This window comes from Pistricoccus aurantiacus (assembly GCF_007954585.1).
Taxonomy (GTDB): Bacteria; Pseudomonadota; Gammaproteobacteria; order Pseudomonadales; family Halomonadaceae; genus Pistricoccus; species Pistricoccus aurantiacus.
Window position 1 is genome coordinate 3159417 of sequence record NZ_CP042382.1, and the last position, 24920, is coordinate 3184336.

The 24920-nt window shown below is 61.2% G+C and carries 21 protein-coding genes and 1 tRNA gene; 9 read left to right on the plus strand and 13 right to left on the minus strand.

The window, feature by feature from the left end; translation table 11 throughout:
• Nucleotides 1-52: 52 nt before the first annotated feature.
• From prmC to hemA, 3 genes are all read right to left on the minus strand, one after another.
• Complete coding sequence (gene prmC / locus FGL86_RS14925) at nt 53-940, minus strand: peptide chain release factor N(5)-glutamine methyltransferase (protein WP_147185403.1); 888 nt, start codon at nt 938-940, stop codon at nt 53-55.
• The gene (gene prfA, locus FGL86_RS14930; RefSeq protein WP_147185405.1) at nt 940-2025 is read right to left on the minus strand and encodes a peptide chain release factor 1; all 1086 of its coding nucleotides are present in this window, start codon (nt 2023-2025) and stop codon (nt 940-942) included. The genes prmC and prfA overlap by 1 nt, the downstream gene beginning before the upstream one ends.
• Nucleotides 2026-2098: 73 nt before the next feature.
• A complete protein-coding gene (gene hemA, locus FGL86_RS14935) occupies nt 2099-3370 on the minus strand; it encodes a glutamyl-tRNA reductase (protein ID WP_147185407.1) in 1272 nt (423 codons plus the stop codon).
• Nucleotides 3371-3679: 309 nt separating this feature from the next.
• Between hemA and FGL86_RS14940 the strand changes: the two genes are divergently transcribed.
• The 8 genes from FGL86_RS14940 (at nt 3680) to FGL86_RS14975 (ending at nt 10738) form a co-directional block, all read left to right on the plus strand.
• The gene (locus FGL86_RS14940; protein ID WP_147185409.1) at nt 3680-5410 is read left to right on the plus strand and encodes a tetratricopeptide repeat protein; all 1731 of its coding nucleotides are present in this window, start codon (nt 3680-3682) and stop codon (nt 5408-5410) included.
• Between the two features lie 40 nt (nt 5411-5450).
• Nucleotides 5451-6065 carry a lipoprotein insertase outer membrane protein LolB gene (lolB, locus tag FGL86_RS14945; RefSeq protein WP_147185411.1) on the plus strand — a complete coding sequence of 205 codons (615 nt, stop codon included), beginning with the start codon at nt 5451-5453 and terminating at the stop codon, nt 6063-6065.
• Nucleotides 6058-6927, plus strand: coding sequence for a 4-(cytidine 5'-diphospho)-2-C-methyl-D-erythritol kinase (ispE, locus tag FGL86_RS14950; protein WP_147185413.1), 870 nt, complete (start codon nt 6058-6060; stop codon nt 6925-6927). The genes lolB and ispE overlap by 8 nt, the downstream gene beginning before the upstream one ends.
• A gap of 73 nt (nt 6928-7000) precedes the next feature.
• Entirely contained in the window at nt 7001-7942 is a 942-nt protein-coding gene (locus FGL86_RS14955) for a ribose-phosphate pyrophosphokinase (RefSeq protein WP_186764418.1), read from the plus strand.
• Nucleotides 7943-8073: 131 nt separating this feature from the next.
• Nucleotides 8074-8760, plus strand: coding sequence for a 50S ribosomal protein L25/general stress protein Ctc (locus FGL86_RS14960; RefSeq protein WP_147185415.1), 687 nt, complete (start codon nt 8074-8076; stop codon nt 8758-8760).
• Nucleotides 8761-8863: 103 nt separating this feature from the next.
• Nucleotides 8864-9448 (plus strand): aminoacyl-tRNA hydrolase, encoded by a 585-nt coding sequence (pth, locus tag FGL86_RS14965; protein ID WP_147185417.1) that lies wholly within the window; start codon nt 8864-8866, stop codon nt 9446-9448.
• A gap of 63 nt (nt 9449-9511) precedes the next feature.
• Nucleotides 9512-10603 carry a redox-regulated ATPase YchF gene (gene ychF, locus FGL86_RS14970; RefSeq protein WP_147185419.1) on the plus strand — a complete coding sequence of 364 codons (1092 nt, stop codon included), beginning with the start codon at nt 9512-9514 and terminating at the stop codon, nt 10601-10603.
• 58 nt (nt 10604-10661) lie between these two features.
• Nucleotides 10662-10738 (plus strand) — tRNA-Met (locus FGL86_RS14975).
• Between the two features lie 63 nt (nt 10739-10801).
• Here the strand turns inward: FGL86_RS14975 and FGL86_RS14980 are convergent.
• Nucleotides 10802-12094 (minus strand): M18 family aminopeptidase, encoded by a 1293-nt coding sequence (locus FGL86_RS14980; RefSeq protein ID WP_425468290.1) that lies wholly within the window; start codon nt 12092-12094, stop codon nt 10802-10804.
• A 134-nt stretch (nt 12095-12228) separates the two neighbouring features.
• Here FGL86_RS14980 and FGL86_RS14985 point away from each other — a divergent pair, with 134 nt between their 5' ends.
• A complete protein-coding gene (locus tag FGL86_RS14985) occupies nt 12229-14367 on the plus strand; it encodes a carboxy terminal-processing peptidase (RefSeq protein WP_147185423.1) in 2139 nt (712 codons plus the stop codon).
• Nucleotides 14368-14460: 93 nt separating this feature from the next.
• On the opposite strand, the gene FGL86_RS14990 is transcribed toward FGL86_RS14985, so the two are convergent.
• From FGL86_RS14990 to cheA, 9 genes are all read right to left on the minus strand, one after another.
• Nucleotides 14461-15165 (minus strand): RNA polymerase sigma factor FliA, encoded by a 705-nt coding sequence (locus FGL86_RS14990; RefSeq protein WP_147185424.1) that lies wholly within the window; start codon nt 15163-15165, stop codon nt 14461-14463.
• Nucleotides 15166-15331: 166 nt separating this feature from the next.
• Nucleotides 15332-17425 carry a flagellar biosynthesis protein FlhA gene (gene flhA / locus FGL86_RS14995; protein WP_147185427.1) on the minus strand — a complete coding sequence of 698 codons (2094 nt, stop codon included), beginning with the start codon at nt 17423-17425 and terminating at the stop codon, nt 15332-15334.
• 232 nt (nt 17426-17657) lie between these two features.
• A complete protein-coding gene (gene flhB, locus FGL86_RS15000; RefSeq protein WP_147185429.1) occupies nt 17658-18806 on the minus strand; it encodes a flagellar biosynthesis protein FlhB in 1149 nt (382 codons plus the stop codon).
• Nucleotides 18807-19024: 218 nt separating this feature from the next.
• Nucleotides 19025-19708, minus strand: a complete 684-nt coding sequence (locus tag FGL86_RS15005) for a protein phosphatase CheZ (RefSeq protein WP_246131656.1) — start codon at nt 19706-19708, stop codon at nt 19025-19027.
• Between the two features lie 27 nt (nt 19709-19735).
• A complete protein-coding gene (gene cheY, locus FGL86_RS15010; RefSeq protein WP_147185430.1) occupies nt 19736-20125 on the minus strand; it encodes a chemotaxis response regulator CheY in 390 nt (129 codons plus the stop codon).
• An 88-nt stretch (nt 20126-20213) separates the two neighbouring features.
• The gene (locus FGL86_RS15015) at nt 20214-21272 is read right to left on the minus strand and encodes a protein-glutamate methylesterase/protein-glutamine glutaminase (RefSeq protein WP_147185432.1); all 1059 of its coding nucleotides are present in this window, start codon (nt 21270-21272) and stop codon (nt 20214-20216) included.
• A gap of 191 nt (nt 21273-21463) precedes the next feature.
• Entirely contained in the window at nt 21464-22282 is an 819-nt protein-coding gene (locus tag FGL86_RS15020; RefSeq protein ID WP_147185434.1) for a CheR family methyltransferase, read from the minus strand.
• A 69-nt stretch (nt 22283-22351) separates the two neighbouring features.
• Nucleotides 22352-22867, minus strand: a complete 516-nt coding sequence (locus tag FGL86_RS15025) for a chemotaxis protein CheW (protein ID WP_147185436.1) — start codon at nt 22865-22867, stop codon at nt 22352-22354.
• Nucleotides 22864-24897, minus strand: coding sequence for a chemotaxis protein CheA (cheA, locus tag FGL86_RS15030; RefSeq protein WP_147185438.1), 2034 nt, complete (start codon nt 24895-24897; stop codon nt 22864-22866). Before cheA ends, FGL86_RS15025 begins: the two co-directional genes overlap by 4 nt.
• Nucleotides 24898-24920 lie beyond the last annotated feature (23 nt).

Genomic DNA, 24920 nt, shown 5'->3' on the forward strand with positions numbered 1-24920 from the left:
AAGGCTCACTTGTATCGAAACTATCTTGTATCGAAGCTATCTTGTATCGGAACTATCTTGTCTTGGAACTATCGCTATCGAGCCTGGGGCCCGGCCAGCACCCTCGAGTCACTCGAGGCCGCCCCGCCAGATCCGCCAGGGTTTCCACCGCATCGTATCCCGCCGCTTCAATGGCTTGGCCCAGGCGCTCCCCCTGAGCGAAACCGTGCTCCAGCAGCAGCCAGCCGCCTTCCTTCAGGTAACGGCGCGCCTCACTTATCAGGTACTCCAGATCAAAGAAGCCGTCGTCCCCGGAGACCAGGGCGGAGCGGGGCTCGAAGCGCACATCGCCCTGGGTGAGATGCGGGTCGCTCTCGGCAATATAGGGCGGATTGGCGACTATCAGATCGAAACGTTGTCGGTGTCGAGGCTTCGCTTCCAGCGCGTCCAGCCAGTCGCTTTGCAGAAACACGACGTTCGCGATCTCCAGGCGCCTGGCGTTGTATTGCGCCAGCTCTACTGCTTCCTGCGAGATATCCACTCCCATCGCTTGCCAGCCTGGCCGCTCGCTGGCGAAAGCCAGGGCAATGGCGCCGGTACCGGTGCCCAGATCGAGCAGCGCCCCCTCGGTAGCACCAGCCAGGGCCAGGGCCGCCTCTACCAGGGTTTCCGTATCCGGACGGGGAATCAAGGTTGATGGCCCGGTGGCCAGGCCCAGTCCCCAGAATTCCCGCTCACCGGTCAGGTAGGCCACCGGCTGGCCCTGGGCCCGGGCCGCCACCAGGGCCTCGAACCGTGCCCGCTGCCAAGGCCCGGCTTCCCGATCCCCCCAGGTATACAGCCAGCTGCGTTCGACCTTCAGCACATGGCACAGCAGCACTTCCGCGTCCCGCCGGGGGCTTGAGGAACCGCCTGCCTGAAGTCTCGCGCCGGCCCGGGCCAGCAGGGTATCCAGTTGCATCAGTGCTCCTGCAGAGCAGCAAGCTGGTCCGCCTGGTATTCCTGCAGCAAGGGCTCGATGACCTCGTCCAGCTCGCCGGCGACGATCTCGCTCAGCTTGTAGAGGGTCAGGTTGATGCGGTGATCCGTCAGCCGCCCCTGGGGAAAGTTGTAGGTACGAATGCGTTCACTGCGATCGCCGCTGCCCACCAGGGAACGCCGGGTATCTGCCTGAGTCTGGCGCTGGCTGTCCACGGCGTTCTGCTTGAGCCTGGCCGCCAGCAGCGACATGGCCTTGGCGCGGTTCTTGTGCTGGCTGCGCTCTTCCTGGCATTCCACCACCACCCCGGTGGGCAGGTGGGTGATGCGGATCGCCGAATCCGTGGTGTTGACGTGCTGGCCGCCGGCGCCGCTGGAACGGAAGGTGTCCACCCGCAGGTCGTTGGTGTTGATGTCGATATCCCCCACGTCGTCGACCTCCGGCATCACCGCCACGGTGCAGGCGGAGGTATGGATACGCCCCTGGGATTCCGTGGCAGGCACTCGCTGCACCCGATGAGCGCCGGATTCGAACTTGAGCCGGGCATAGACTCCTTCACCCTTGATGCGCGAGATCAGCTCCTTGTAACCGCCGTGCTCCCCGTGGCTGGCGCTGACGATCTCCACCTTCCAGCCGTGCTTTTCCGCATAGCGGGAATACATGCGAAACAGATCCCCGGCGAACAGCGCCGCCTCGTCGCCGCCGGTACCGGCGCGAACTTCAAGGAAAACGTTGCGCTTGTCGTCCGGATCCTTGGGCACCAAAAGGCGCTTCAATTCTTCCTCGATCCGTTCCTGTCGTTCCCGCCCTTCTTCGAGTTCCAGCTCCGCCAGTTCGCGCATGTCCGCGTCGCTATCCCCGGCGAGCTGTTCCGCGGTGGCGATATCGTCCTCCACCCGGCGATAGGCGCTCCAGCTGGCGACCAGCGGCTCCAGCTCCGCGTATTCCATGGAATACTCGCGAAAGCGCGCCTGATCGGCGATGGTGTCCGGGTCCGCGAGCAGGGCCGACAGCTCTTCGAAGCGTTCGGCCAGGGATTCCAGTCGCTGGCGCAGTGAGGCTTTCATCGAGACTCCTGGTGACTGAGTAAGAGGGATAAATTGAATTCTTGAGCGTCGAGCATCACGGCGCTTATGCGAGTCACGAATCCCGGGAAGGCGCGGAAGGATCGAGCAGCAAGGCTTCCGCCGCTTTGATCAGATCCTGACGCTGGGCCCCGGAGGCCTCTCGCAGCTTGAGCGTCGGGCCATGCATCAGCTTGTTGGCCAGCTGTTTCGCCAGCCGCGAGACGACCTTTTCCGGATCCTCGCCTCGGGCCAGCTGAGCCAGGGCCTGCGCTTCGGACGCCGCCCGCAGTTCGTCTCCATAGCCGCGATAGCGGCGGATCAGATCACCGGCGCTGCGGATTCGTCGCTCGTGCTGCCAGTGCTCGACCCCCTGCTCGATCAGGGTTTCCGCTTGCTCTGCGGCCACCTGACGGTGGCGGCGGTTTTCCTCGATGACTTCCTGAAGGTCATCCACGGTATACAGGAAGACATCGCTCAACTCCCCCACCTGCGGCTCGATATCCCGGGGCACGGCGATATCCACCATGAACACCGGGCGATAGCGGCGCTTCTTGAGCGCACGCTCCACCATGCCCTTGCCGAGAATCGGCAGCGGCGCCGCGGTGGAGGAAATCACGATATCCGCCTTGGCCAGGGCGTCCGGAATCTCGTCTAGGCTGATGGCCTGGGCGTTGATGCTCCCGGCCACACGCTCCGCCCGCTCCCGGGTTCGATTGGCGACGATCAGGCTGCCGACCCCGGCGTCGAACAGATGCCGCGCTACCAGCTCGATGGTCTCTCCGGCGCCGATCAAGAGTGCGGTGGCGCGAGAGAAGTCATCGAAGATGTGGCTTGCCATACTGACCGCCGCGTAGGCCACGGAGACCGGATTCTCGCCGATGGCGGTTTCCGTGCGTACCTGCTTGGCCACTGCGAAGGTATGCTGGAACAGCCGCTCGAGCTCTCCGCCGAGCCCTTTGTGCGTTCGCGCGAACTGATAGGCATCCTTGAGCTGGCCGAGAATCTGCGGCTCTCCCAGCACCATGGAATCCAGCCCCACGGCCACCCGCATCAGATGACGCGCCGCCTCGCCTTCATGGTAGTGATAGGCACAGCGGGTCAGCTGTTCGATCCTCAAGTCATGGAAACGGCTCAGCCAGGCAAGCACCGGCTGCTCGCCGGCGTCATCGACCACGCAGTAGAGTTCGGTGCGGTTGCAGGTGGAAAGCACCGCCGCCTCGTGCACCACGCTGAGGGCGCGCAGCTCCGTCAGCGCCTTTTCCAGCTGTACCGGAGTAAAAGCCACCTGCTCGCGCACCTCCACGGTGGCGGTCTTGTGGTTGATGCCAAGGGCCAGAAGCGTCATGCAGTCAGGGTCATCGCTGGAAATGGTTGAAAAAGAGGCGTTCTTGGACGCCTTCAATCAATCGGGATAGGCGTGCACATCACTGATGCGTCGATCGGGTATTGTATCGCCGCTGGGCAAGTCTATCCACCACGAGCATTAGCGTGAGAACATTCAGGCCGGGCGGGCCAAGAAACCCAAGGGATCAAGAAAAATATGGGGCCCCTGGAATCACCTCGCCTATCCTATTCGCCTTGGTCTTCAAGACCGGCTTTGCCCCGGGGTGGCGAATCGTTATGCTGAGCCCTCGATCACCCAGATGAGACCACCATGCGCTTATTCCTGCTTTGCCTGGCGCTGATACCCACGACGACCTTGCTGCTGACCGCCTGTCAAGGCATGCCTTCCAATCGAGCGCCGGACAAGGATCCGCTTGAAGGCGCTCCGCCCATTACCCGAGGACTGGATGCCGAGGGCCTGAATACCCTGTTGATCGCCGAGCTGGCGGGGCAGCGTCGTGATTTCGCTCGGGCTGCCCAAGGCTATCTGAAGGCCGCTCGGCGCTACCGGAGCGAGCCACTGGTGGAGCGCGCCGCCCTGGCGGCACGGTTCAGCGAGCAGCCGGCGCTGCTGCAGGCGGTGTCCAACGAGTGGCGGCAACTGTCGCCGAATTCCACCGCGCCGCTGCGGCTTCTGGCCAGCCTGGCCATGCAGCGCGGCGACTGGCAGCAAAGCCTGGACCAGCGTCTGGCGCTGGTGAAGCAGGGAGAATACGGAGAGCTTGCGGATTTCGCCGAACAAGCGGTAGAAGCCGGCGCACCCCTGCCGCCTCTGATCGCCCGGCTTCGCCGCTATCTGGACCGGAACCTCGACCCTCAACATCCGCATTATCACGACGCGATACTGGCCACCGCGCTGCTGGAAGCCGCCAACGGCGAAACGGCTCGAGCGGAGGCACGGCTCAAGGAACTCGCCAGGACCCACCCCGAACTGCCGGAGCTATGGCTGATTCGTGCCACCCTGGATCTTGAACGCGACGACCCGGTTCAGGCCAGACGCGCCGCGAAGCGGGGGCTCGAGGCGGCGCCTCAGGACGGACGCTTCATGGTGATGCTGGTGCAAAGCGAGCTGCGCCTGAACAATCCAGAGGCGGCGGAAACCCAGGCCGATCGTCTGTTGGCCAGCCAGGAACGCAACGACGACCTGCGCATCGCCCTGGCCAGGCTGTATCTCGACGAGGGTTATCCGGCCCCGGCGGAGCGCCTGCTGCTGCCCCTGACGGAACGCCAGGACGCCAGGCCGATGGTATTCATGCTGCTCGGCGCCATCGATGAAGCGCAGAATGATGTGGATAACGCCCTGCTGTACTACCGCCAGGTACCCCCGGGAGACGAGTTTCTGGAAACCCGGGCACGGGCCGCGCGCATGTTGATCGAGGCGGAGCGTCAGCCGGATGCCTGGGAATTTCTGGAAAGCGAACGCCGGCGTTATCCGGAGCAGGCAAGCGAGCTGACCATGCTGGAAGTCGAGCTGCTCGACCAGCAGGGCGAGCAGCGCCAGGCCACGCAAATCCTCGACAGGGCCCTCGAGGCGCAGCCGGAGGATCCGGATCTGCTGTATGTCCAGGCCATGCGCGCCTACCGACAGGGCGACCTGGCGACGCTGGAGCGCAATCTGCGCCGGATCATCGAAAACGATCCGGATAGTGCCATGGCGCTCAACGCCTTGGGTTATACCCTGGCGGACGATACCCGGCGCTACGACGAAGCCCAGACGTTGATCGAGCGCGCCCACCGCCTGCAGCCAGACAGCCCGGCGATTCTCGATAGCCTGGGCTGGGTGCTTCACAAGCAAGGCCAGAACGACGAGGCTCTCCCGTATCTGCAGCGCGCCTACGCGCTGATGCCGGATCAGGAAGTCGCCGCCCATCTGGCGGAAGTGCTGTGGCGGCTGGGACGCGAGGAAGAAGCCAAGGCCCTGATCGAACAGGCGGTAGAACGTTTCGAGCCGCGTCCCAAGATCGACGATCTGCTGCAGCGAATTCCGGCACTGGCGCCCTGAGTCTCGACTTTCAACCATCAGTTTTCAAGAGATCGAACCCATGAAGCGAAGCTTGGCCTCTGTCTCAGCCCTGTTGTTCACTCTTGCTCTGCTGGCGGGCTGCGCTGGCCGCGCGCCGGCGCCGGAAAGCCAGATGCGCGGCCAGTGGAGCGATCAGCAGTCCCGCCTGGAAGCCATGAACAACTGGCAGCTGACCGGCAAGGTGGGACTGCGTACCCCGGAGGATTCCGTCAGCGCCAACCTCGACTGGTGGCAAAGCCCGACCTATTATCGCCTGCTGCTGAGCGGCCCTTTCGGCAGCGGTCGCAGCACCCTGGAAGGCAATGACCAGGGCGTCACTCTCATCACCAGCGAAGGCCGTTTTCAGGCGGACACTCCGGAAGCCCTGATGGAAGAGCAGCTCGGCTGGTCGCTGCCGGTATCCGCCCTGGACTACTGGGTACGCGGCCTGCCGACGCCAGATGCCAGCTATCAGCGCGAGACCGATGCCAAGGGCTATCCGCTCTATCTGCAGCAGCAGGGCTGGGAAATCGCCTATCGAGACTGGGTAGCCGCCGGCGATGTTTGGCTGCCGCGCCGCCTGGTCATGAGTCAGAAAGGGCTGCGCGCCACGCTAGTCGTCAATCAATGGCGGCTGGAGCCCGACGATGAATGAGGCGCTGACGCTGCCCTCCCCGGCCAAGCTCAACCGTATGCTGCATATCACCGGACGCATCGAGGCGGGCCCGCAGCGGGGCTATCACCGCCTGCAGACGCTGTTTCAATTTCTCGATATCGGCGACACCCTGAGCTTTCGCCCGCGGGACGATGGCGAACTTCGCTTGAGCCCGCAAATTTCCGGCGTCAATGAGCAGGACAACCTGATCCTGCGCGCCGCTCGAAAACTCCAGGAAGAAAGCGGCACTCGGCTGGGGGCAGATATCCTGCTCGACAAGCGCCTGCCGCTGGGGGGCGGTCTGGGGGGCGGCAGTTCCAACGCCGCCACTACTCTGCTGGCCCTGGATCATCTATGGGACCTTGGCTATTCCCGACAGCATCTGGCGGACCTCGGCCTCGCCCTGGGGGCGGATGTGCCGGTCTTTCTGCTGGGCCGGGCGGCCTGGGCGGAAGGCGTCGGCGAACAGCTCACCCCGGTGGAGCTGGATACCCCTTTTTTTCTGGTGGTGCATCCGGGTGTTTCCGTGTCCACCCCGGCGATATTCCAGGCGCCGCAATTGACACGCCACAGCCCCCCCATTACTATGGCGCGCGCACTGCAGAGGGGAGCGTCGTCCTGGCGCAACGACTGCGAAGCGACGGTATGCGCACTTTACCCCCAGGTAGCCGAAGCCCGTGAATGGCTCTCCGGCTTCGCACCGACCCTGCTGACAGGCACCGGTGCCTGTCTGTTCGCCCGCTTCGACAGCGCGGATCAGGCGGCTTGGGTCAAGCAGCAGATCGATCATGACTGGCAAGCCTTCGTGGCTCGTGGCGTGAACGTCTCCCCCCTTCATGCAGCACTGGGATGTCGCCACTGACGCCTTTCTCCGCTCTTGCGATACAAACGTCGGCATCCCTTTAAGCGATTTTCAATTCCAAAGGTGGCTGCGCGTGTCAAAATTGATGGTTTTCGCCGGGAACGCCAATCCCGAACTCGCCCGCAAGATTGCCGAAGCCCTGGACAATCGCCTGGGTCACGCCATGGTCGGCCAGTTCAGCGACGGGGAAATCACGGTCGAGATCAATGAGAACGTGCGCGGCAAGGATGTCTTCATCCTGCAGTCGACCTGCGCGCCCACCAATGACAATCTGATGGAACTGATCCTGATGGTCGACGCGCTGCGCCGAGCCTCCGTCGCTCGCATCACCGCGGTGGTGCCCTACTTCGGCTACGCTCGCCAGGATCGCCGGGTACGCTCCGCCCGAGTACCGATATCCGCCAAGGTGGTGGCGGACATGATGGTCAAGGCCGGGGTCGACCGGGTGATGACCATGGATCTCCACGCGGATCAGATTCAGGGGTTTTTCGACGTGCCGGTGGACAACGTCTACGGCTCGCCGATTCTCCTCGACGATATCGAGCGCCAGAACTACGACGACCTGGTGGTCGTCTCTCCGGACGTGGGCGGCGTGGTGCGCGCCCGGGCCATCGCCAAGCAGCTCAACGTCGACCTGGCGATCATCGACAAGCGTCGCCCCACTGCCAACCAGGCCCAGGTGATGAACATCATCGGGGATATCCAGGGCCGCACCTGCGTGGTGGTGGACGACATGGTGGATACCGCCGGCACCCTGTGCAAGGCGGCGGAAGCCCTGAAGGAACGCGGCGCCCAGCGGGTCGTGGCCTACGCCACTCATCCCATACTGTCCGGGCCGGCGGTGGACAACATCGCAGGCTCCGTGCTCGATGAGCTCGTCGTCACCGACACCATCTTGCTGTCCGAGCCGGCGCGGCGCTGCGGCAAGATCCGCCAGCTCAGCGTGGCCGGCCTGATCGCCGAGGCGATCCGCCGGGTCAGCAACGAAGAATCCGTCAGCGCCATGTTTCATTGAGCGCGCTTTATCGAGCGCTTCAGTTGACAACATGGTTGCGGGTACAAGCGTCGCGAGACGCTATCGGAAACGTCGAGGTTTGGTCGCGAGCCTCGATGATTTCCTTATCATAACCAACGAGGTTTACCTAAATGTCCGATTTCAAACTCAACGTCAAGGTCCGTGACGATCTGGGGAAAGGTGCGAGCCGCCGCCTGCGTCGCGAAGACAAGTATATTCCCGCTATCGTCTATGGCGGCGACCGAGCGCCACGCCCCATCGCCGTGGAAAAGGCTGCTTTCTACAAGGCCATCGAGGATGAACTCTTCTTCTCTTCCCTCATCGATCTGGTGGTGGACGGCAAGAAATATCAGGTCGTGGTGCGCGATCTGCAGCGCCATCCCTACAAGCCGCTGGTCACCCACGCGGACTTCATGCGCGTCAGCGCCAAGGAAATCTTCACCATGAACGTGCCGCTGCACGTGACCGGTCAGGACGAGTGCGTGGGTATCAAGGATCAGGACGGCGAGCTGCATCAGCTGATGACGGAAGTCGAGATCAGCTGTCTGCCGAAGGATCTGCCGGACTACCTGGAAGTGGATATCGCCAAGCTGGAAGTCGGCACCACGCTGCACCTGTCCGACGTCACCCTGCCGGAAGGCGTGACCTCCGTGGCCCTCAGCCATGGCGAGGAGTACGACTACGCCATTCTCAACATCGCCAAGTCTCGAGTTCGCGATGAAGAGGAAATCGAAGGCGAGGAAGCTGCTGCCGGCGAGGAAAGCGCCGAGAAGGATCAGGAAGGCGGTGAGGAAGAAGGCGAGAACAAGAGCGAGTAAACTCGCTTTTTGGATCGAACGACTCCCTCCGTCGTTGAATCAAGCGCCGCTGACCCGGCGCTTGATTTTTTTGCAAGGAAGTCCGCTTCTTTGGAGAAAGCCAATGAGTCAACTCAAGGCGATCATCGGCCTCGGCAATCCCGGTCCGGAATACGACGCCACTCGACACAACGCCGGCGCCTGGCTGGTGGAAGCCCTGGCAGACGAAGTCAATCAGCCCCTGCGACCGGAGCGCAAGTTTCTCGGCCACTACGCCAAGGTGCGGCTAGCGGATTCCGACATTCACCTGCTCAGTCCTCAGACCTTCATGAATCGCAGCGGCGGCGCGGTGGCGGCGCTCTGTCAGTTCTTCAAGCTGACGCCCCAGGAACTGTTGATCGCTCATGACGAACTGGATATCGCCCCGGGCATCGCCCGCTACAAGCAGGGCGGTGGCCACGGCGGTCACAACGGCCTGCGGGATACCATCAGCGCCTTGGGCGGCGTACGGGACTTCCACCGCCTGCGTATCGGCATCGGCCATCCCGGCGAGGCGCGTCAGGTGGTCAACTACGTGCTGAGCCGGCCCGGCAAGACGGAACGCGCGGCCATCGACGCCGCCATCGACGAGATCAAGGCCACCCTGCCGGACGCCATTCACGGCGACTGGGCCAAGGCGATGAATCGACTCCACAGTTTCAAGGGTTAGTGAAGGACTGCTCAGTGGCGTAGAATGCCCGCATCGTTTTTCACCGAATTTCAGGAATACTCCATGGGTTTCAACTGCGGTATCGTCGGCTTGCCCAACGTCGGCAAGTCCACTCTTTTCAATGCGTTGACCAGATCCAGCATCGACGCGGAGAACTTTCCCTTCTGCACCATCGAGCCCAACGTGGGCATCGTGCCCATGCCGGATCCCCGACTCGACAAGCTGGCGGAAATCGTCAAGCCCCAGAAGGTGCTGCCCACCACCATGGAATTCGTCGATATCGCCGGGCTAGTAGCCGGCGCTTCCAAGGGCGAGGGCCTGGGCAACAAGTTTCTCGCCAATATCCGCGAGACCGACGCCATCGCCCACGTGGTGCGCTGCTTCGACAACGATAACGTGATTCACGTCGCCAACCAGGTCGACCCCGGCGCGGATATCGAGATCATCAACATAGAGCTCGCTCTCGCGGATCTGGACACCGTCGAGCGCGCCATTCAGCGCCTGGTGCGAGTGGCTAAAGGTGGCGACAAGGAGGCCGTTGCCACCAAGGCGATTCTCGAGAAGATTCAGCCGCATCTGGCGGAGGGCCTGCCCCTGCGCAGCTTCGGCCTGGAAGACGAGGAAAAGCGCGCGCTCAAGGGTTTCGGCTTCCTGACTCTCAAGCCCACCATGTATATCGCCAACGTCAACGACGACGGTTTCGAGAACAACCCTTATCTGGACACGGTACGGGAGGTTGCCGCCCAGGAAGGCGCCACGGTGGTGCCGGTGTGCAATCAGATCGAGGCGGAAATCGCCGAGCTAGACGAGGAGGAACGGGCCATGTTCCTCGACGAGATGGGCATGGAAGAACCTGGCCTCGACCGGGTGATTCGTGCCGGCTACGCCTTGCTTGACCTGCAGACCTACTTCACCGCCGGGGTCAAGGAAGTGCGCGCCTGGACCGTGCCGGTCGGCGCCACCGCGCCGCAGGCCGCCGGAGTGATCCACACGGATTTCCAGAAGGGCTTCATCCGCGCGGAAGTGATCGGCTATGAAGATTTCGTCACCCTGGGGGGCGAGCAGGCGGCCAAGGACGCGGGCAAGTGGCGGCTGGAAGGCAAGGACTACATCGTCCAGGATGGGGACGTGATTCATTTCCGCTTCAACGTCTAAAAAGGCGTTACAAAATCCTTGACCGTTCATGGGTCTATCAGTAATATTCGCACCCGTCGGCTACGTAGCTCAGTTGGTTAGAGCACATCACTCATAATGATGGGGTCCCCTGTTCGAGTCAGGGCGTAGCCACCAGAACATGCGCACTATGAAAACCCCCGCTTCTCGAGAAGCGGGGGTTTTTGGTTGCCGCGATCGTTAATCCAGCCGCGCTCGGTTGAAGAATAGTGTCAAAACACGAATCAGCTGTTCCGCGTCCTGACTGCCGGCGGTTTCGCGGATCGAGTGCATGCCCCACTGAGGAATGCCTACATCAAGCGTCGGCACCCCGAGTTCCGCGGCGGTAATCGGTCCGATGGTGCTGCCGCAGGCCATGTCCGCCCGAGTGACGAAGCGTTGTACCGGCACGTCCGCTTCTCGGCACAGCTCGCTGAACATGGCGGCGGTAGCGCTGGTGGTGGCATAGCGCTGATTGGCGTTGACCTTGATCACCGGCCCGCCGTTGATGGCCGGGCCGTGCTGGGCATCGTGCTTGTCGGTGAAGTTGGGATGCAGGGCATGGGCGTTGTCGCAGGAAATCAGCCGCGAGGACTGGATCAGCCGAACAAAGCCCTCTTCACCACTCTCTCCGACCTGAGCATTGATACGTCGCAGTACATCGCTCAGGAAAGGCCCCTGAGCGCCGCCGGCGCTGGCGCTGCCCACTTCCTCGTGATCGTTGGCTACCAGCAACGCGCCCTGGCTGCGGTCGCTGGCCAGCAGGGCCTCAAGGCCGATAAAGCAGGAAAGCAGGTTATCCAACCGAGCGCTGGCGATCAACTCGCCCGCCACACCGACTCGGGCCGGCGGCTGGGTGTCGTAGAGCGCCAGCTCGAAACTCAAGGGCGTAGCATCCTTGATAGCGTGCTGTTCCTCTATCCAGCCCTTGAGCAAGCGTTCGAAGTCCCCTTCCTGGCCGTACTGCATGAACACCGGCGCCATCTGGGTCTGGGGATTGATGGCGCGGCCGTTGTTGACCTCCCGGTCCAGATGGATCGCCAGGCTGGGAATGATCGCCACCGGGCGCCGGGTATCGAGCAGCACGCTGGCAATCTCGCCGCTGGGCTTTCGCATGTGCACTCGGCCCGCCAGGGCCAGGTCGCGGTCGAACCAGGGCGCCAGCAAGGCGCCGCCGTAGACCTCGACGCCGAGCTGCAGCCAGCCGGCGCTTGTCTGTTCGGGATTCGGCTTGAGCCGGAGCCCGGGGCTATCCGTGTGGGCCCCCACCAGGCGCAGCGCCGTCAGCGGACTCTCCGGCAGCCGACAGGCAATCAGCGAGGAATCGTTGCGGGTCACATAGATTCGATCACCGGGACTCAGCTGCCAGGATCGCATTTCTTCCAGGCGGCGAAACCCTGCCGTTTCAAGCCGCTCGGCCATGTTGGCGGTGGCGTGCCAAGGGGTCGGCGAGCGCTCGAGGAAATCAAGCAGTGAGTCCGAGCTATCATTCAAGGGCATCATCATTCTCATCCGGGGCTATGTCTCGTGACCCATACTGTTACAATAAGGGTTCGGCCTTCGCAACGCGGCTGCCGAACGAGGGTCTTCAAGGAAAGAGTGTACATGAATCTGGGAGTGCTTCATCGATGAGCCTGACTGCAGCCCTGCGGCGATTCCCGCGGCAAGCGTTCTTGTGGCAAGCCTTCTTGCAGCGAGCGACGATTATCGCAATATTGCTGCTTGCCAGCAGCTCGGCCCTTGCCGAGCCCCAATCCATCAGCGAGCCAAAGCCCACCAGCGAACAGCGCCAGGCCGCTGCGGAAGTCGCCGATGCCCTGCGCTACGGCCACTACGCGGATGTGAAGCTTGACGACGCCTGGTCGCTGCGTACCTTTCAGCGCTATCTCGACTATCTCGATCCCCAGCGTGCCTATCTACTGTACCGGGACGTGGAAGAGTTTCGCCAGCCGCTGCAGACGAAGCTCGATGACGTGCTCTACGACGGCGATCTGGAAGACGTCTTCGCCCTCTATCAGCGTTATCAAGAGCGTCTGGAAGCTCGGCTCGAATGGATTCTGGCCAAGCTGGAGGGGGGGCTCGACTATGCCTACGATACAAACGAGCGCTTGATTATCGACCGCAAGGACGAGGATTGGGAGCATACCAATTCGGCTCTCGACACCCTCTGGGAAAAGCGCCTGGAGAACGCCGCCTTGAGCCTTTCCCTGAGCGGCCAGAGCGATCAGGAAGTGGAAGATGCCCTTCGTCAGCGTTATGAAGGCCAGCTTTCGCGAATCCGTCAGACCAACGCGGAAGACATCTTCGGCGTGTTCATGGCGGCGGTAACCAGCAGCATCGATCCGCACACGGACTATCTTTCTCCGCGTCAGGGGGAATCCTTCGATATTCAGATGCGGCTTTCTCTGGAAGGCATCGGCGCCCTGCTGCAGAGCGACGGCGAATACGTCAAGGTGGCAAGTCTGGTGCCCGGCGGCCCGGCGGAAAAAGCCGGGGTGCTGAAACCCGCGGATCGCATCATCGCGGTGGGTCAGGACAATAACGGTGAAATGGTCAACGTGGTGGGCATGCGGCTCGACGACGTGGTGGAGCTGATTCGCGGTCCCAAGGGTTCCACGGTGCGCCTGGACGTCATTCCCGCGGAATCCGTCGACACCACCCGCTCCCAGGTCGTCAAGATCACCCGGGACACGGTCAAGCTGGAAGATCAGGCCGCCAGCAGCGAGGTGCTCGAGTTCAAGCGGGATGGCAAGAGGCAGAAGGTCGGCGTCATCAAGGTTCCCGCCTTCTACGTGGATTTCGATGCTTGGCAGGCGGGTGACGAGAACTACCGCAGCTCCACCCGAGACGTGGCCAAGGAGATCGAAAAGCTCAAGAAACAGGACGTTGACGGCATCGTGCTGGATCTGCGCGGCGACGGCGGCGGCGCCCTGCAGGAAGCCAACTCCCTGGTAGGACTATTCATCGATCGCGGACCCACGGTACAGGTCAGGGACGCCGACGGGCGCATCAACCTCTACGGCGATACGGAAAGCGGCATGCTCTACGACGGCCCTCTGGCGGTGATGGTGGATCGCCTCTCCGCTTCCGCCTCGGAAATCTTCGCCGGCGCCATTCAGGATTACGGTCGCGGCCTGGTATTGGGCAGCGACACCTTCGGCAAGGGCACCGTTCAGGTGCTCAACGAACTGAGCCACGGCGAGATCAAGCTGACCCGGGCCAAGTTCTATCGAATTTCCGGAGAAAGTACCCAGCTGCGCGGGGTCGAGCCGGATATCGTCTACCCCAGCCTGCTGGATGCCGAGTTGATCGGCGAAAGCAGCCTGGACAACGCCCTGCCCTGGGATACGGTGCGGGACGTGCAGTATCGCCATTACGGCAAGCCTTGGCGCTATCTAGAAACGTTGCGCGCCAGGCATCGCGATCGCATTCTCGACGACCCCAACTTCGTCTATCTGCAGCGTCAGGCGGAACTGTCTCGGCAGCTGCGCGAGCAGCAGACCAGCGTCAGCCTCAATCGGGAGCAACGTCAGAAGGAGATGGATGCCATCGAAGCGGAACAGCTGTCTCTGGAAAATCAGCGGCGTCGGGCTCTGGGCCTCGAGCTGCTGGACAGCTGGGTCGATGCGCGCGGCAAAGAGGTGGAGGAAAACGGCGGTGTTCCGGCGGATCACACCACCGAGAAAGATGATCCCATCGACCGGGCCGAGGTGCTGGAAAGCGCCGAGATACTGCTGGACTATCGCGAGCTGAGTCAGCCCAGCTGACGAATGAGCCGTTTTTGACGCAGCTATCGCCCTTGCCAAGCGCAGGGGCGCTTTTTTTGCGATGCCATTCTCGAAAGCACCGTCCCTGAAGGTTCAGGCGGCCTTGACAAGCTTGGCGCGCAGTCGGCTGATCGCCTGACTATGCAGCTGGCTGACCCGGGATTCGGTAACGCCCAGCACCGCGCCGATTTCCTTCAGGTTGAGCTCTTCCTGGTAATAAAGCGCCATCAGCAGTTTCTCCCGCTCCGGCAACGCCTCGATGGCGGCGATCAGCCCTTCCCGCTGCTCTCCGCTGGCCAGCGCCGCGAAAGGCGAAGGAATGGGTTCCGCGCAGAGACGGGCTTCTCCGCCGGCTTCCATCAATTCCTCGAACGGCAGCAGATAGCCGTTGTTGGTATCGTTGAGCAGGCGGCGATAGTCGTCCAAGGACATATCCAGCTGTTCGGCGATTTCCGCCTCTTCCGGCGGTCGTCCCAGCTGCTGTTCCAGACGCTGCACGCAGGCATCCATCTCTCTAGCGCCGCGTCGCACGCTGCGCGGCAGCCAGTCTCGGCTACGCAGCTCGTCGATCATCGCCCCGCGCACCCGCTGGCTGGCGAAGGTAGCGAAGCTGGCGCCGCCCTTGGCATCGAAGCGTCCTTGCGCTTCGAGTAGCCCCACCATGCCGGCCTGGATCAGATCCTCCAGTTCGACGCTGGCCGGCAGCTTCACCCGCAACGCCAAGGCCTGGCGTCGCACCAGGGGAAGGTATTGTTCGAGAATATCGCGCTGGTCGATCTTGCCTTGTGCGGTATACATCCGGTTGCCTCAACGCCATTGAGCCATGGAACAGCCGACCAGAAATACAAAAGTCAGCATTTATGCTGACCATTATTACACTTAGTTACCTTTTGAAAGCATCGAAAAGACGACGACGACCGGGACTATTCCCCGGATCGTCCTAGGGAGGGAATCGAGGATCGCATCACGAAGCGCTGCCGATGAGCTGGGTCACCTTCAACAGCCGATCATCCGGCAGTTCCGCCTGGGACATCACCGCCAGCTGCGGCAGGTGTTTACGCAGGAAACGCGACATCAGCGGACGCAGCGCGTGCTGCACCACCAGTACCGGCGGCTCGCCGCTGGTTTCCTGACGATTCAACGCATTCTGCGCCTGGCCCATCAGGGTATCCGCCAGGCCCGGCTCCATGGCGCCGCCGCCGTTGAGGGCCTGCATCAACACCTGCTCGAGCCGGCTATCCAGCCCGATCACATGCATGTCCTGGCCGCCGGGGAACCATTGCTGAGCAATGGCCCGACCCAAGGCGATGCGCACTAGCGCGGTGAGATCGTTGGGGTCCTGGCTGGCGCCGTGTTCCGCCAGTACGTCGAGGATGGTGCGCATGTCGCGAATCGAGACCTGCTCTTCCAGCAGATTCTGCAGCAGACGCTGCAAGGTGGTGAGAGATACCGCCTTGGGCACGACCTCTTCCACCAGGGCCTTGTCGTTTTCGCCGAGCTTGTCCAGCAGCTGCTGGACTTCCTGGCGCCCCAGCATTTCACTGGAATAGCGGTGCAGCAGATGGTTGAGGTGGGTCGCCACCACGGTGCTCGCGTCAACCACCGTATAGCCGTAGACCTGAGCGTGTTCCCGCTGACTGGCGTCGATCCATAGCGCCGGCAGGCCGAAGGCCGGGTCTTGAGTCGCGATGCCTTCCACCTGACCGGTGGTCTGACCCGGATCGATGGCCAGCCACTTTCCTGGATAGGCCTCCGCCCGGCCGATTTCCACGCCCTTGAGGGACACCAGATAGGTATTGGGTCCCAGTTCCAGATTGTCGCGGATATGCACCACCGGTGGCAGGAAGCCGACTTCCTGGGCGAATTTCTTGCGCACGCTCTTGATGCGGCCCAAGAGCTCCCCCTGCTGACGCTGATCCACCAGGGGAATCAGACGATGGCCGACTTCCAGCCCCAGGGTGTCCACCAGCTGCACGTCGTCCCAGCTCGCCTCCGGCGCTTCCGGGGGCGGAGGCGGCGGCGCGCTGTTGGCTTCCTCGACAATGCGCTTTTCCTCGCTGTGCTTGAGCCACCAGGCCAGCCCGCCGAGGAAGCCGGTGAACAGCAGGAACACAAGATTGGGCATTCCCGGCACCAGGCCGAGCAATCCCATCACCCCGGCGGCCAGCCACAAGACCCGAGGATTGACGAACAACTGGCTGATCATCTGCTGCCCCACGTCTTGCTCCGTGGTCACCCGGGACACGGTCACACCGGCGGCGGTGGAAATCACCAAAGCGGGAATCTGCGCCACCAGGCCGTCGCCGATGGTCAGCAGCGTATAGGTACGGGCGGCGTCGGCAAAAGCGAGATCGTGCTGCAGCATGCCGATCAGCAGGCCGCCGATCACGTTGACTACCATGATCACCAAGCCCGCCATGGCATCGCCGCGCACGAACTTGCTGGCGCCATCCATGCTGCCGTAGAAATCCGCTTCTTGGGATACCTCGGCGCGCCGGGTACGGGCATCGTCCTCGCCGATAAGACCGGCGTTGAGGTCCGCGTCGATGGCCATCTGCTTGCCGGGCATGGCGTCGAGCATGAAGCGCGCCCCCACCTCGGCGATGCGCCCGGCGCCCTTGGTGATGACCATGAAGTTGATGATGACGAGAATCAGGAAGACCACCAGGCCCACGGCGAAATTGCCGCCGATCAGGAACTGGCCGAAGGCCTCGATGACCTTGCCCGCGGCGTCGCCGCCTTGGTGACCTTCCAGCAGCACCACCCGGGTGGAGGCCACGTTGAGGGACAGCCGCAGCAGGGTGGTAAACAGCAAGACCGCCGGAAAGGCGGCGAAATCCAGCGGCTTCTGGGTGAACATGCTGACCAGCAGCACCATGATGGACAGGGCGATATTGAAGGTGAACAGCATGTCCAGGGCAAAGGGCGGCAGCGGCAGGATCATCATCGAAAGGATCATGATGATCAGAAGCGGCCCCGCCAGCAGTTTCAGCTGCAGATCGCCGAACATCGAGGCACCGCCAGCGCGATTGCCCAGTAACTGCCCCAGTGCCTTCATTGTCTTGATACCTTTATCGTACTGATGCCTTGATTAACTTCACTCATTCTTCTCTGAGATCACTCATGGTCAGATGTGACAGGGGCGCCGGGGGCAGGTCCGGGAGGAGGTCTTTTGCCATGGATGGCAAAAGTAGCGCCCAAGGAGGGGTTCACAGCGCCTCCTCCTGGATCTGCCGACGGGTTAGCCCCACAACACTGCCAACCGCGGCTTTCAGGCATTTCTTTTCGCGCTATTCTCCCGACGCTGCATCAATATCCAGCTCCTGCGGTACCGGCAGATTCCGCGGCGTGACCGGTGCCTCGCTGCCTTCCGTTTGCGCGCGTTTCAGGCCGAAGGCCCAGGCCAGCACTTCCGCCACCGCGGTATACAGCGCCACGGGGATTTCCTGATCGAGATCCACATGGCCGTACAGCGCCCGGGCCAGGGGCGGTGCTTCCAGCAAGGGAATGCGGTGCTCCCTGCCCAGCTCGCGAATCCGCGCCGCCACCTGATCCGCGCCCTTGGCGACGACTCGAGGCGCGCCCATGCCGGTTTCGTCGTAGGCCAGCGCCACCGCGTAATGGGTGGGGTTGGTGACGATCACGTCCGCCGCCGGCACCTTGCTCATCATGCGTCCACGAGCCATAGCCTGCTGCTGGGAACGAATGCGCGCCTTCTGCTGAGGATCGCCCTCGGATTCCTTGTGTTCGCGCTTGACCTCCTCCTTGCTCATGCGCATCTTCTTGGCGTGACTCCATAGCTGGTAGGGCACGTCGATCAGAATCACCACCACCAGGGTCAGGATCATCAGCCCGCAGGCCTGGGCCGTCAGGCGCAGTGCATGGGCCAACGCCTGATGGGTCGGCATGTCCATCAAGGTCATGAACTCGCCCAGGTGCGTCATCAGGAAGAAGGTGGCCACACCTCCCACCAGCACCGACTTGGCGATCGCCTTGGCCAGTTCCGCCAGGGCCTGGCTGGAAAACATCCGCTTGAGCCCCTTGAGCGGATTGAGCTTGGAAAACTGGGGCTTCAAGGATTTCCCGGAAAACAGCCAGCCCCCCAACATCACCGGCGCCGCCAGGGCAAGTACCGTCAGCAGCAGAAACAGCGGTATCAGCGATAGCAGGGTTCTCTGCCCGAGGTCCAGCGCCTTCACCAGCATGACGTTGGGCTCGAAGGCGTGAGCGCGATCGAAGGTAAACGCCTGCTCCATCACGCCGCTCAGCTGATCGTTGAGCAGCTGCCCCATGAACCACAGCCCCATCACGCCACCCAGCAGCAGCAAGAAGGTGGTCAGCTCTCGCGAACGCGCTACCTGGCCGTCGTCCCGCGCTTTCTGCAGGCGTCGCGGCGTCGCCTCTTCGGTCTTTTCCTGATCGCTCGTCTCGTCGGCCATGCCGTTAGCCCTCATGGCACTGAAATTGCTGCAAGGGCAGCGTGGCTCTGGAAGACAGCGCTCTTGAAGAACCCTGTTCCTGCGGAGCATCATCCTTGCGGAACATTGTCGAAAAAACCTGCCCCGAGCGGTGCGTCGAGCAGCCGCTGAATCCGACGCCTAATCGGCTTTTAGCCGGACAAGAGCCGGACAAGAAATACGCGTTCTCGCAAAAGCGGCTAAAAACCCAGCTCGTCCAGCAGGTCGTCCACCTGGTCCTGGCTGCTCAGAGTATCTACTTCATTCGCCTTGACCGCGGGGCCATTGATCAAGGATGCCATTGGGGAAGAGTTTTCTACTGCCCTGCTCTTTATGCCGGTCTGCCACAGATTTTTGGTCTCGCTGCTGCTATCCAGCAGAACCTGCAGCAGCTGCTGCTCGATACCGCAGATCACCACCGTCATCTTCTTGATGACCTGCCCGGTGAGATCCTGAAAATCCTGCGCCATGATGATTTCAAGCAGTTCATCTCGAGTGACCTGCACCGAGCGGGTCACGTCATCGAGATGCGCCTGGGTATCCAAGGCCAGCTGCCGAGTGCGCTCGCAGGCGTCCTCGCTTTCCAGCCAGTTCTGCCATCGGGCATTCAGGCCTTGTGTCCGGATATCGAGCTCGTCTTGGATCGGTTGCACGCGATCGACGGCATTCAGCGCCCGTTCCGCCGCCCGCTCTGAGACGGTGACGACATAGTTCAGCCGATCGCGGGTGTCTGGAATGGCGTTGGCGACCTTTTCGACCTCCTTGTCCAGCCCCAGCTCGCGCAGGCTGTCATGCAACATACGGGTGATATGGCCGATACGGTCGACAAGCGCTTCATTGCTTATCTCGCTCTTTGACCCTTTATCTGTTCTAGCTGAATTCACGGTCAAACCTCCTGGAATCTCGATGCATCATTTGCCGATCTTGGCAAAGATCTTGCCAATCTTTTCTTCAAGGGTGGCGGCGGTAAAGGGTTTGACCACGTAACCATTGGCACCGGCCTGGGCCGCGGCGATGATATTCTCCTTCTTGGCCTCTGCGGTTACCATCAACACGGGAAGATGCTTCAATGCCTCATCCTTTCGAATGACCGTAAGCATTTCCAATCCATCCATATTGGGCATGTTCCAGTCAGACACCACGAAGTCGTAGCGGTCCTGATGGAGCATCCTCAACCCTTCCTTGCCATCTTCCGCCTCGTCGATATTGCTGAAGCCAAGCTCCTTGAGCAGACTGCGTACGATACGCCGCATGGTCGGAAAGTCGTCTACCACCAGAATGCGAATACTCTTGTCAAACATGACGTTAATCCCCTGTTGTACGCTTTGGATTCTTTCTCTTTGATGGCCGTCGACCTCGACATGAAGCCAAACCAGCCAGGACTCGAAATCAGTGTTCAGCCGCGCTAGCAGCGGATTCCATGAGCCGACGCGGTATCTCGCTCAGGGCCAGTACTTCCCGCGCGGCGCCTTGCGCCACCGCCTCTCGCGGCATGCCGTAAACCACGCAGGTAGCCTCGTTCTGCGCCAAGGTCATCGCGCCGGCCTGGCGCATCCTGCCAAGCCCCGCCGCCCCGTCCTTGCCCATGCCGGTCAATAGAATGCCGATGGCAAGTTTTCCCAGGTGCTGCGCCGCGGACTCGAAAAGCACATCCACGGAAGGCCGGTGTCGATTGACCGGCTCGCCGTCATCCAGCTTGAGAACGTATCGGGTACCCTCGCGGGCTACCTTCAAGTGGATGCCCCCGGGGGCCACGTAGGCGTGACCGGGCAATATGGGCTCCCCGTGGGTCGCCTCGCTGACCTTGATGCGACAGGAACGGTCCAGACGCTCCGCGAAGGAGCGAGTGAAGCCGCTCGGCATGTGCTGAGCGATCACGATACCCGGCGCGTTTTCCGGCAGCGGCTCGAGCACGTGGCGAATGGCCTCGGTGCCGCCAGTGGAGGCGCCGATCATCACGAATCGCTTGCTGGCTTGGGGATAAGAGCTAGATGTCAAGGCGGCGAGGGCATGCCGTGGCGCGGCGCCGAGCCGACAAGGCTTGGACTGCGCCGCGGCGCGAATCTTGTCGACAATCAACGAATCGTCATGCATCCGATTGTCGCGGATTCCCAGGCCGGATTTCGCGATGACGTCCACAGCGCCAAGCTCCAGCGCCTTGAGACTTGTCTTCGAGTTCTTGCGAGTCAGGCTCGACACCATCAGTACCGGCATTGGCCGCAGGCGCATCAAATGGGTTAGAAATACCAGGCCATCCATGCGCGGCATGTTGATATCCAGCGTCAATACATCCGGGTCGTGACGCTTGATCAGATCCCGGGCAATCAATGGATCAGAGGCGGTGGCGACGACGTGCATATCCGGCTGCGCGTTGATTATTTCAGTCAGCAGGTCGCGCATCAACGCGGAATCATCCACGCATAGCACCTTGATTTTCTTAGCTATCAAGTCGGATACCTCTCATCCGTCACGCAATCGTTCATTTGTTTATCGCCGTACTGTTCTTAGAAAAATAAAACTCGGATAATTTGGCGTTAATGTCGCATCATCTTTAGATAATTCACGTCCTCTAGCGGACAGACTGATAGATAGGTTATCGACCATGAAGGCCATCGCTTGAACGAATAATATCGACGGTCTTATTTCAAGCCATAAACCGTCTTTCCGAGAAGACGAAAGCGGCTATCCATTTGTGTGAAGTTCTCGGAATGTCCGGCGATCAGCAATCCATCCGGTTTCAGCATGGGGGCAAACCGCTGGAGGATTTCCGCCTGGGTCTTTCTATCGAAATAGATCATCACGTTGCGACAGAATATGACATCGAAAGGACCATCAAGGGGCCAGCGAGGCGCACACAGATTCAACGACTTGAACTCCACGAGACGCGAAACCGTGGGATGAACCCGAGCTAGCCCTCCTCGACTCCCCTTGCCTCGCTGAAAGAAACGCCTGACGCGCTCCGGGCCGAGCTTGAGAACCTGATCGACGCTATAGATACCCGAGCGAGCGATCTCCAGGGCATCCGTATCAATATCCGTACCGATCACCTGGACCTGATTCGCCGCCGCCGACCCTAGCGTCTCGATCGCCGTCATCGCGATGGAGTAAGGCTCTTCTCCGGTAGAGGCGGCGGCGCACCAGATCCGGATCGGCGCTCGACGCTCGGCAATATGCGCCGCGAGCAACGGGAAATGATGAGCCTCGCGGAAAAAAGCCGTGAGATTGGTGGTCAAGGCATTGGTGAAGGCGTCCCATTCCGACGACCCGGGATACCGTTCCAGCTGATCGATATATTCCTTGAAATCGGCCATTCCATGGTGCTGCAACCGCCTGGCAAGGCGGCTATAGACCATTTCCTTTTTATGCTCCGTCAGCACGATACCGGCCCGGGCGTAAATCAAGCGCCTGATTCGCTCGAAATCCGCCGGCATCAGGACGAGATCGCGCTTATTGAACATCGAGCCGTCGGTGAATGTCCGAGACCTGTCGGCTTCCTGTTTATCCATTATCAAGATAGGGATCTCGCCTTAGCCGGCTTGCCGGCTTTCTTCGGGCATCAGTGCCATTTCCCGGCTGGACAAGAGCTTGTCGATATCCACCAGGATCAGCATGCGATCCTCGAGACTTCCCAGGCCGTACAGATATTCCGTGGACAGGGCGCCGCCGAATTCCGGCGTCGGTTTGATCTGTTCCGGCGTCAGCGTCATCACATCGGAGACCCCATCCACCACGATGCCGATAATACGCTGCCCGATGTTTATCACGATGACCGCGGTCAGATCGCCGTATTCCACCTTCTCGAGATCGAACTTGATACGCAGATCCACGATCGGCACGATCACGCCGCGCAGGTTGGTCACCCCTTTGACAAAGGCCGGCGCATTGGCGATACGCGTCACGTTTTCGTAGCCACGAATCTCCTGCACCTTGAGAATATCCACCGCGTACTCTTCCTCTCCCAGGGAGAAGACGAGATATTGACGGCTCTGATTATCGGTATCGATACCGAATTCATTACGAATGATAGCCTGCTGTTCGCTCATGATGACTGAAGCTCCTCGAAGCGTTCCTTTTGGTTACAACTCAAATGATGTAGACCCGCGATATCCAGAATCAGCGACACGCTGCCGTCGCCGAGTATGGTGGCCGCGGAAATACCGGGTACCTTGCGATAATTGGTCTCAAGATTCTTAACCACCACCTGCTGCTGGCCCACCAGTCGATCCACCAGCAGTGCGTAACGTCGCCCTTTGCCCCGCACGATCACGAGAATTCCTTGGGTGGGTTCCTGGCAGGCATCATCGATATCCAGCAGTTGATTCAGTGCCACCACCGGCAGGTAGTCGTCGCGCACCTTGAGCAGGAGATCCCGGCCGTTCATGACATGCAGCATCGATGGCGTCGGCTGCAGCGATTCGATGACGGCGCTCAAGGGCAGTACAAATATTTCATTGCCGACCTTGACGGACATGCCGTCGAGAATCGCCAGGGTCAGCGGCAGTACGATGCGGGTGGTGGTACCTTCACCGGGCCGAGAAAATATTTCGACGTGCCCTCCCAGGCTCTGGATATTGCGCTTGACCACATCCATGCCTACGCCCCGACCGGAAACATCGCTGACCGTCTTGCTGGTGGAGAACCCCGGGGCGAAAATCAGCTGCCAGACGTCTTCATCGCTCATGTCATCGCTTATATTGCCGTTCATCGCCAACCCGTTTTCCCTGGCCTTGGCCAGCAGGATTTCCCGATCCATGCCCGCGCCGTCGTCGACGATTTCGATCAGGATCTGGCCGCCTTGATGCTGCGCGGAAAGCGTCAAGCGCCCGGTTCTCGGCTTGCCCGACGCCTCGCGTTTTTCGGGGGTTTCGATCCCGTGATCCAGGCTATTGCGTATCAGATGAGTCAAGGGATCAATGATGCGCTCGGTCAGGCTCTTGTCGAGCTCCGTGGCTTCGCCGTCGGTGATCAGCTCGACTTCTTTGCCTAACTGCTTCGCGAGATCGTGCACCAGGCGAGGAAAACGACTGAAGACATAATCCATCGGCACCATGCGTATCGACATGACCGCTTCCTGGAGATCCCGGGCGTTGCGTTGGAGAAGGCTCATGCCGTTGACCAGCGCCGCATTCCCCGAGGTTTGCAGTCGGCTTACGGTTTCATCGAGCATGGATTGGGTAATGATCAACTCCCCGACCAGGTTGATGATCTGGTCGACTTTCTCAACGGATACGCGGATAGAGGATTCCACCGCCGCCTTGGGCTTGGATTGACGCGAAACCGTGCCCGGCGACTTGGACGCTTTATCGACGGTCTTTTTTTCGATAGGCGCTTTCTCGACAAGTGTCTTCTCGACCGGCGCTTCCTCATCGGTTTCTTCGGGCGCTGCCTTATTGATACGCAGCTGATCCGGCTCGATGATAAAGCACATCACCGTCTCGATATCTTCCGCGGTGACCTCGGTAGCGAGCCTCACCTCGAAGCAATGCTCGTCTCCCTGGGTTGACTTGACCTCCCCTAGATGCGCCAGCTCCTCGAGCAGGAGCCCACGATTCTTCTCGTCTATCCCAGAAAAAAGCAGCTGCAGATCGCCTTCGACTCGCGGCGTGTTCCCGTCGATATCGGAGGATGACAGCTGCCCAGGGATCGCGACCGCGGGCGCGGCTTGCGTTTTCTTGACCGGCTGGCCGACTTCCTGGCTGGCGAGCCTTTCGAGCCGTTGGCAAATAGTCGCGTATTCTTCGGCGTCCGGTTCCGCGCCGCTTCGATAGGCGCTCAGTTGATTCTGCAGACCATCCTTGGCGAACAGGAAGAGGTCTATGATTTCCTGGTCGAGGGTCAGCGTCTCGTGGCGCGCGTGGTCCAGCAGGTTCTCCAGCAGATGGGTCGTATGCTGCAGGACATCGAAACCGAAGGTGCCCGCACCGCCCTTGATCGAGTGTGCCGCGCGAAAAATCGCGTTGAGCTGCTCCGGGTCAGGCGTCTCGATATCCAGATCCAGCAGCTGGCGTTCCATATCCGCCAGCAGTTCGTCCGCTTCTTCGAAAAAGGTGGCGTAAAAGTCACTGATATCCATGCATAACCTCAAACAGGCGGGTA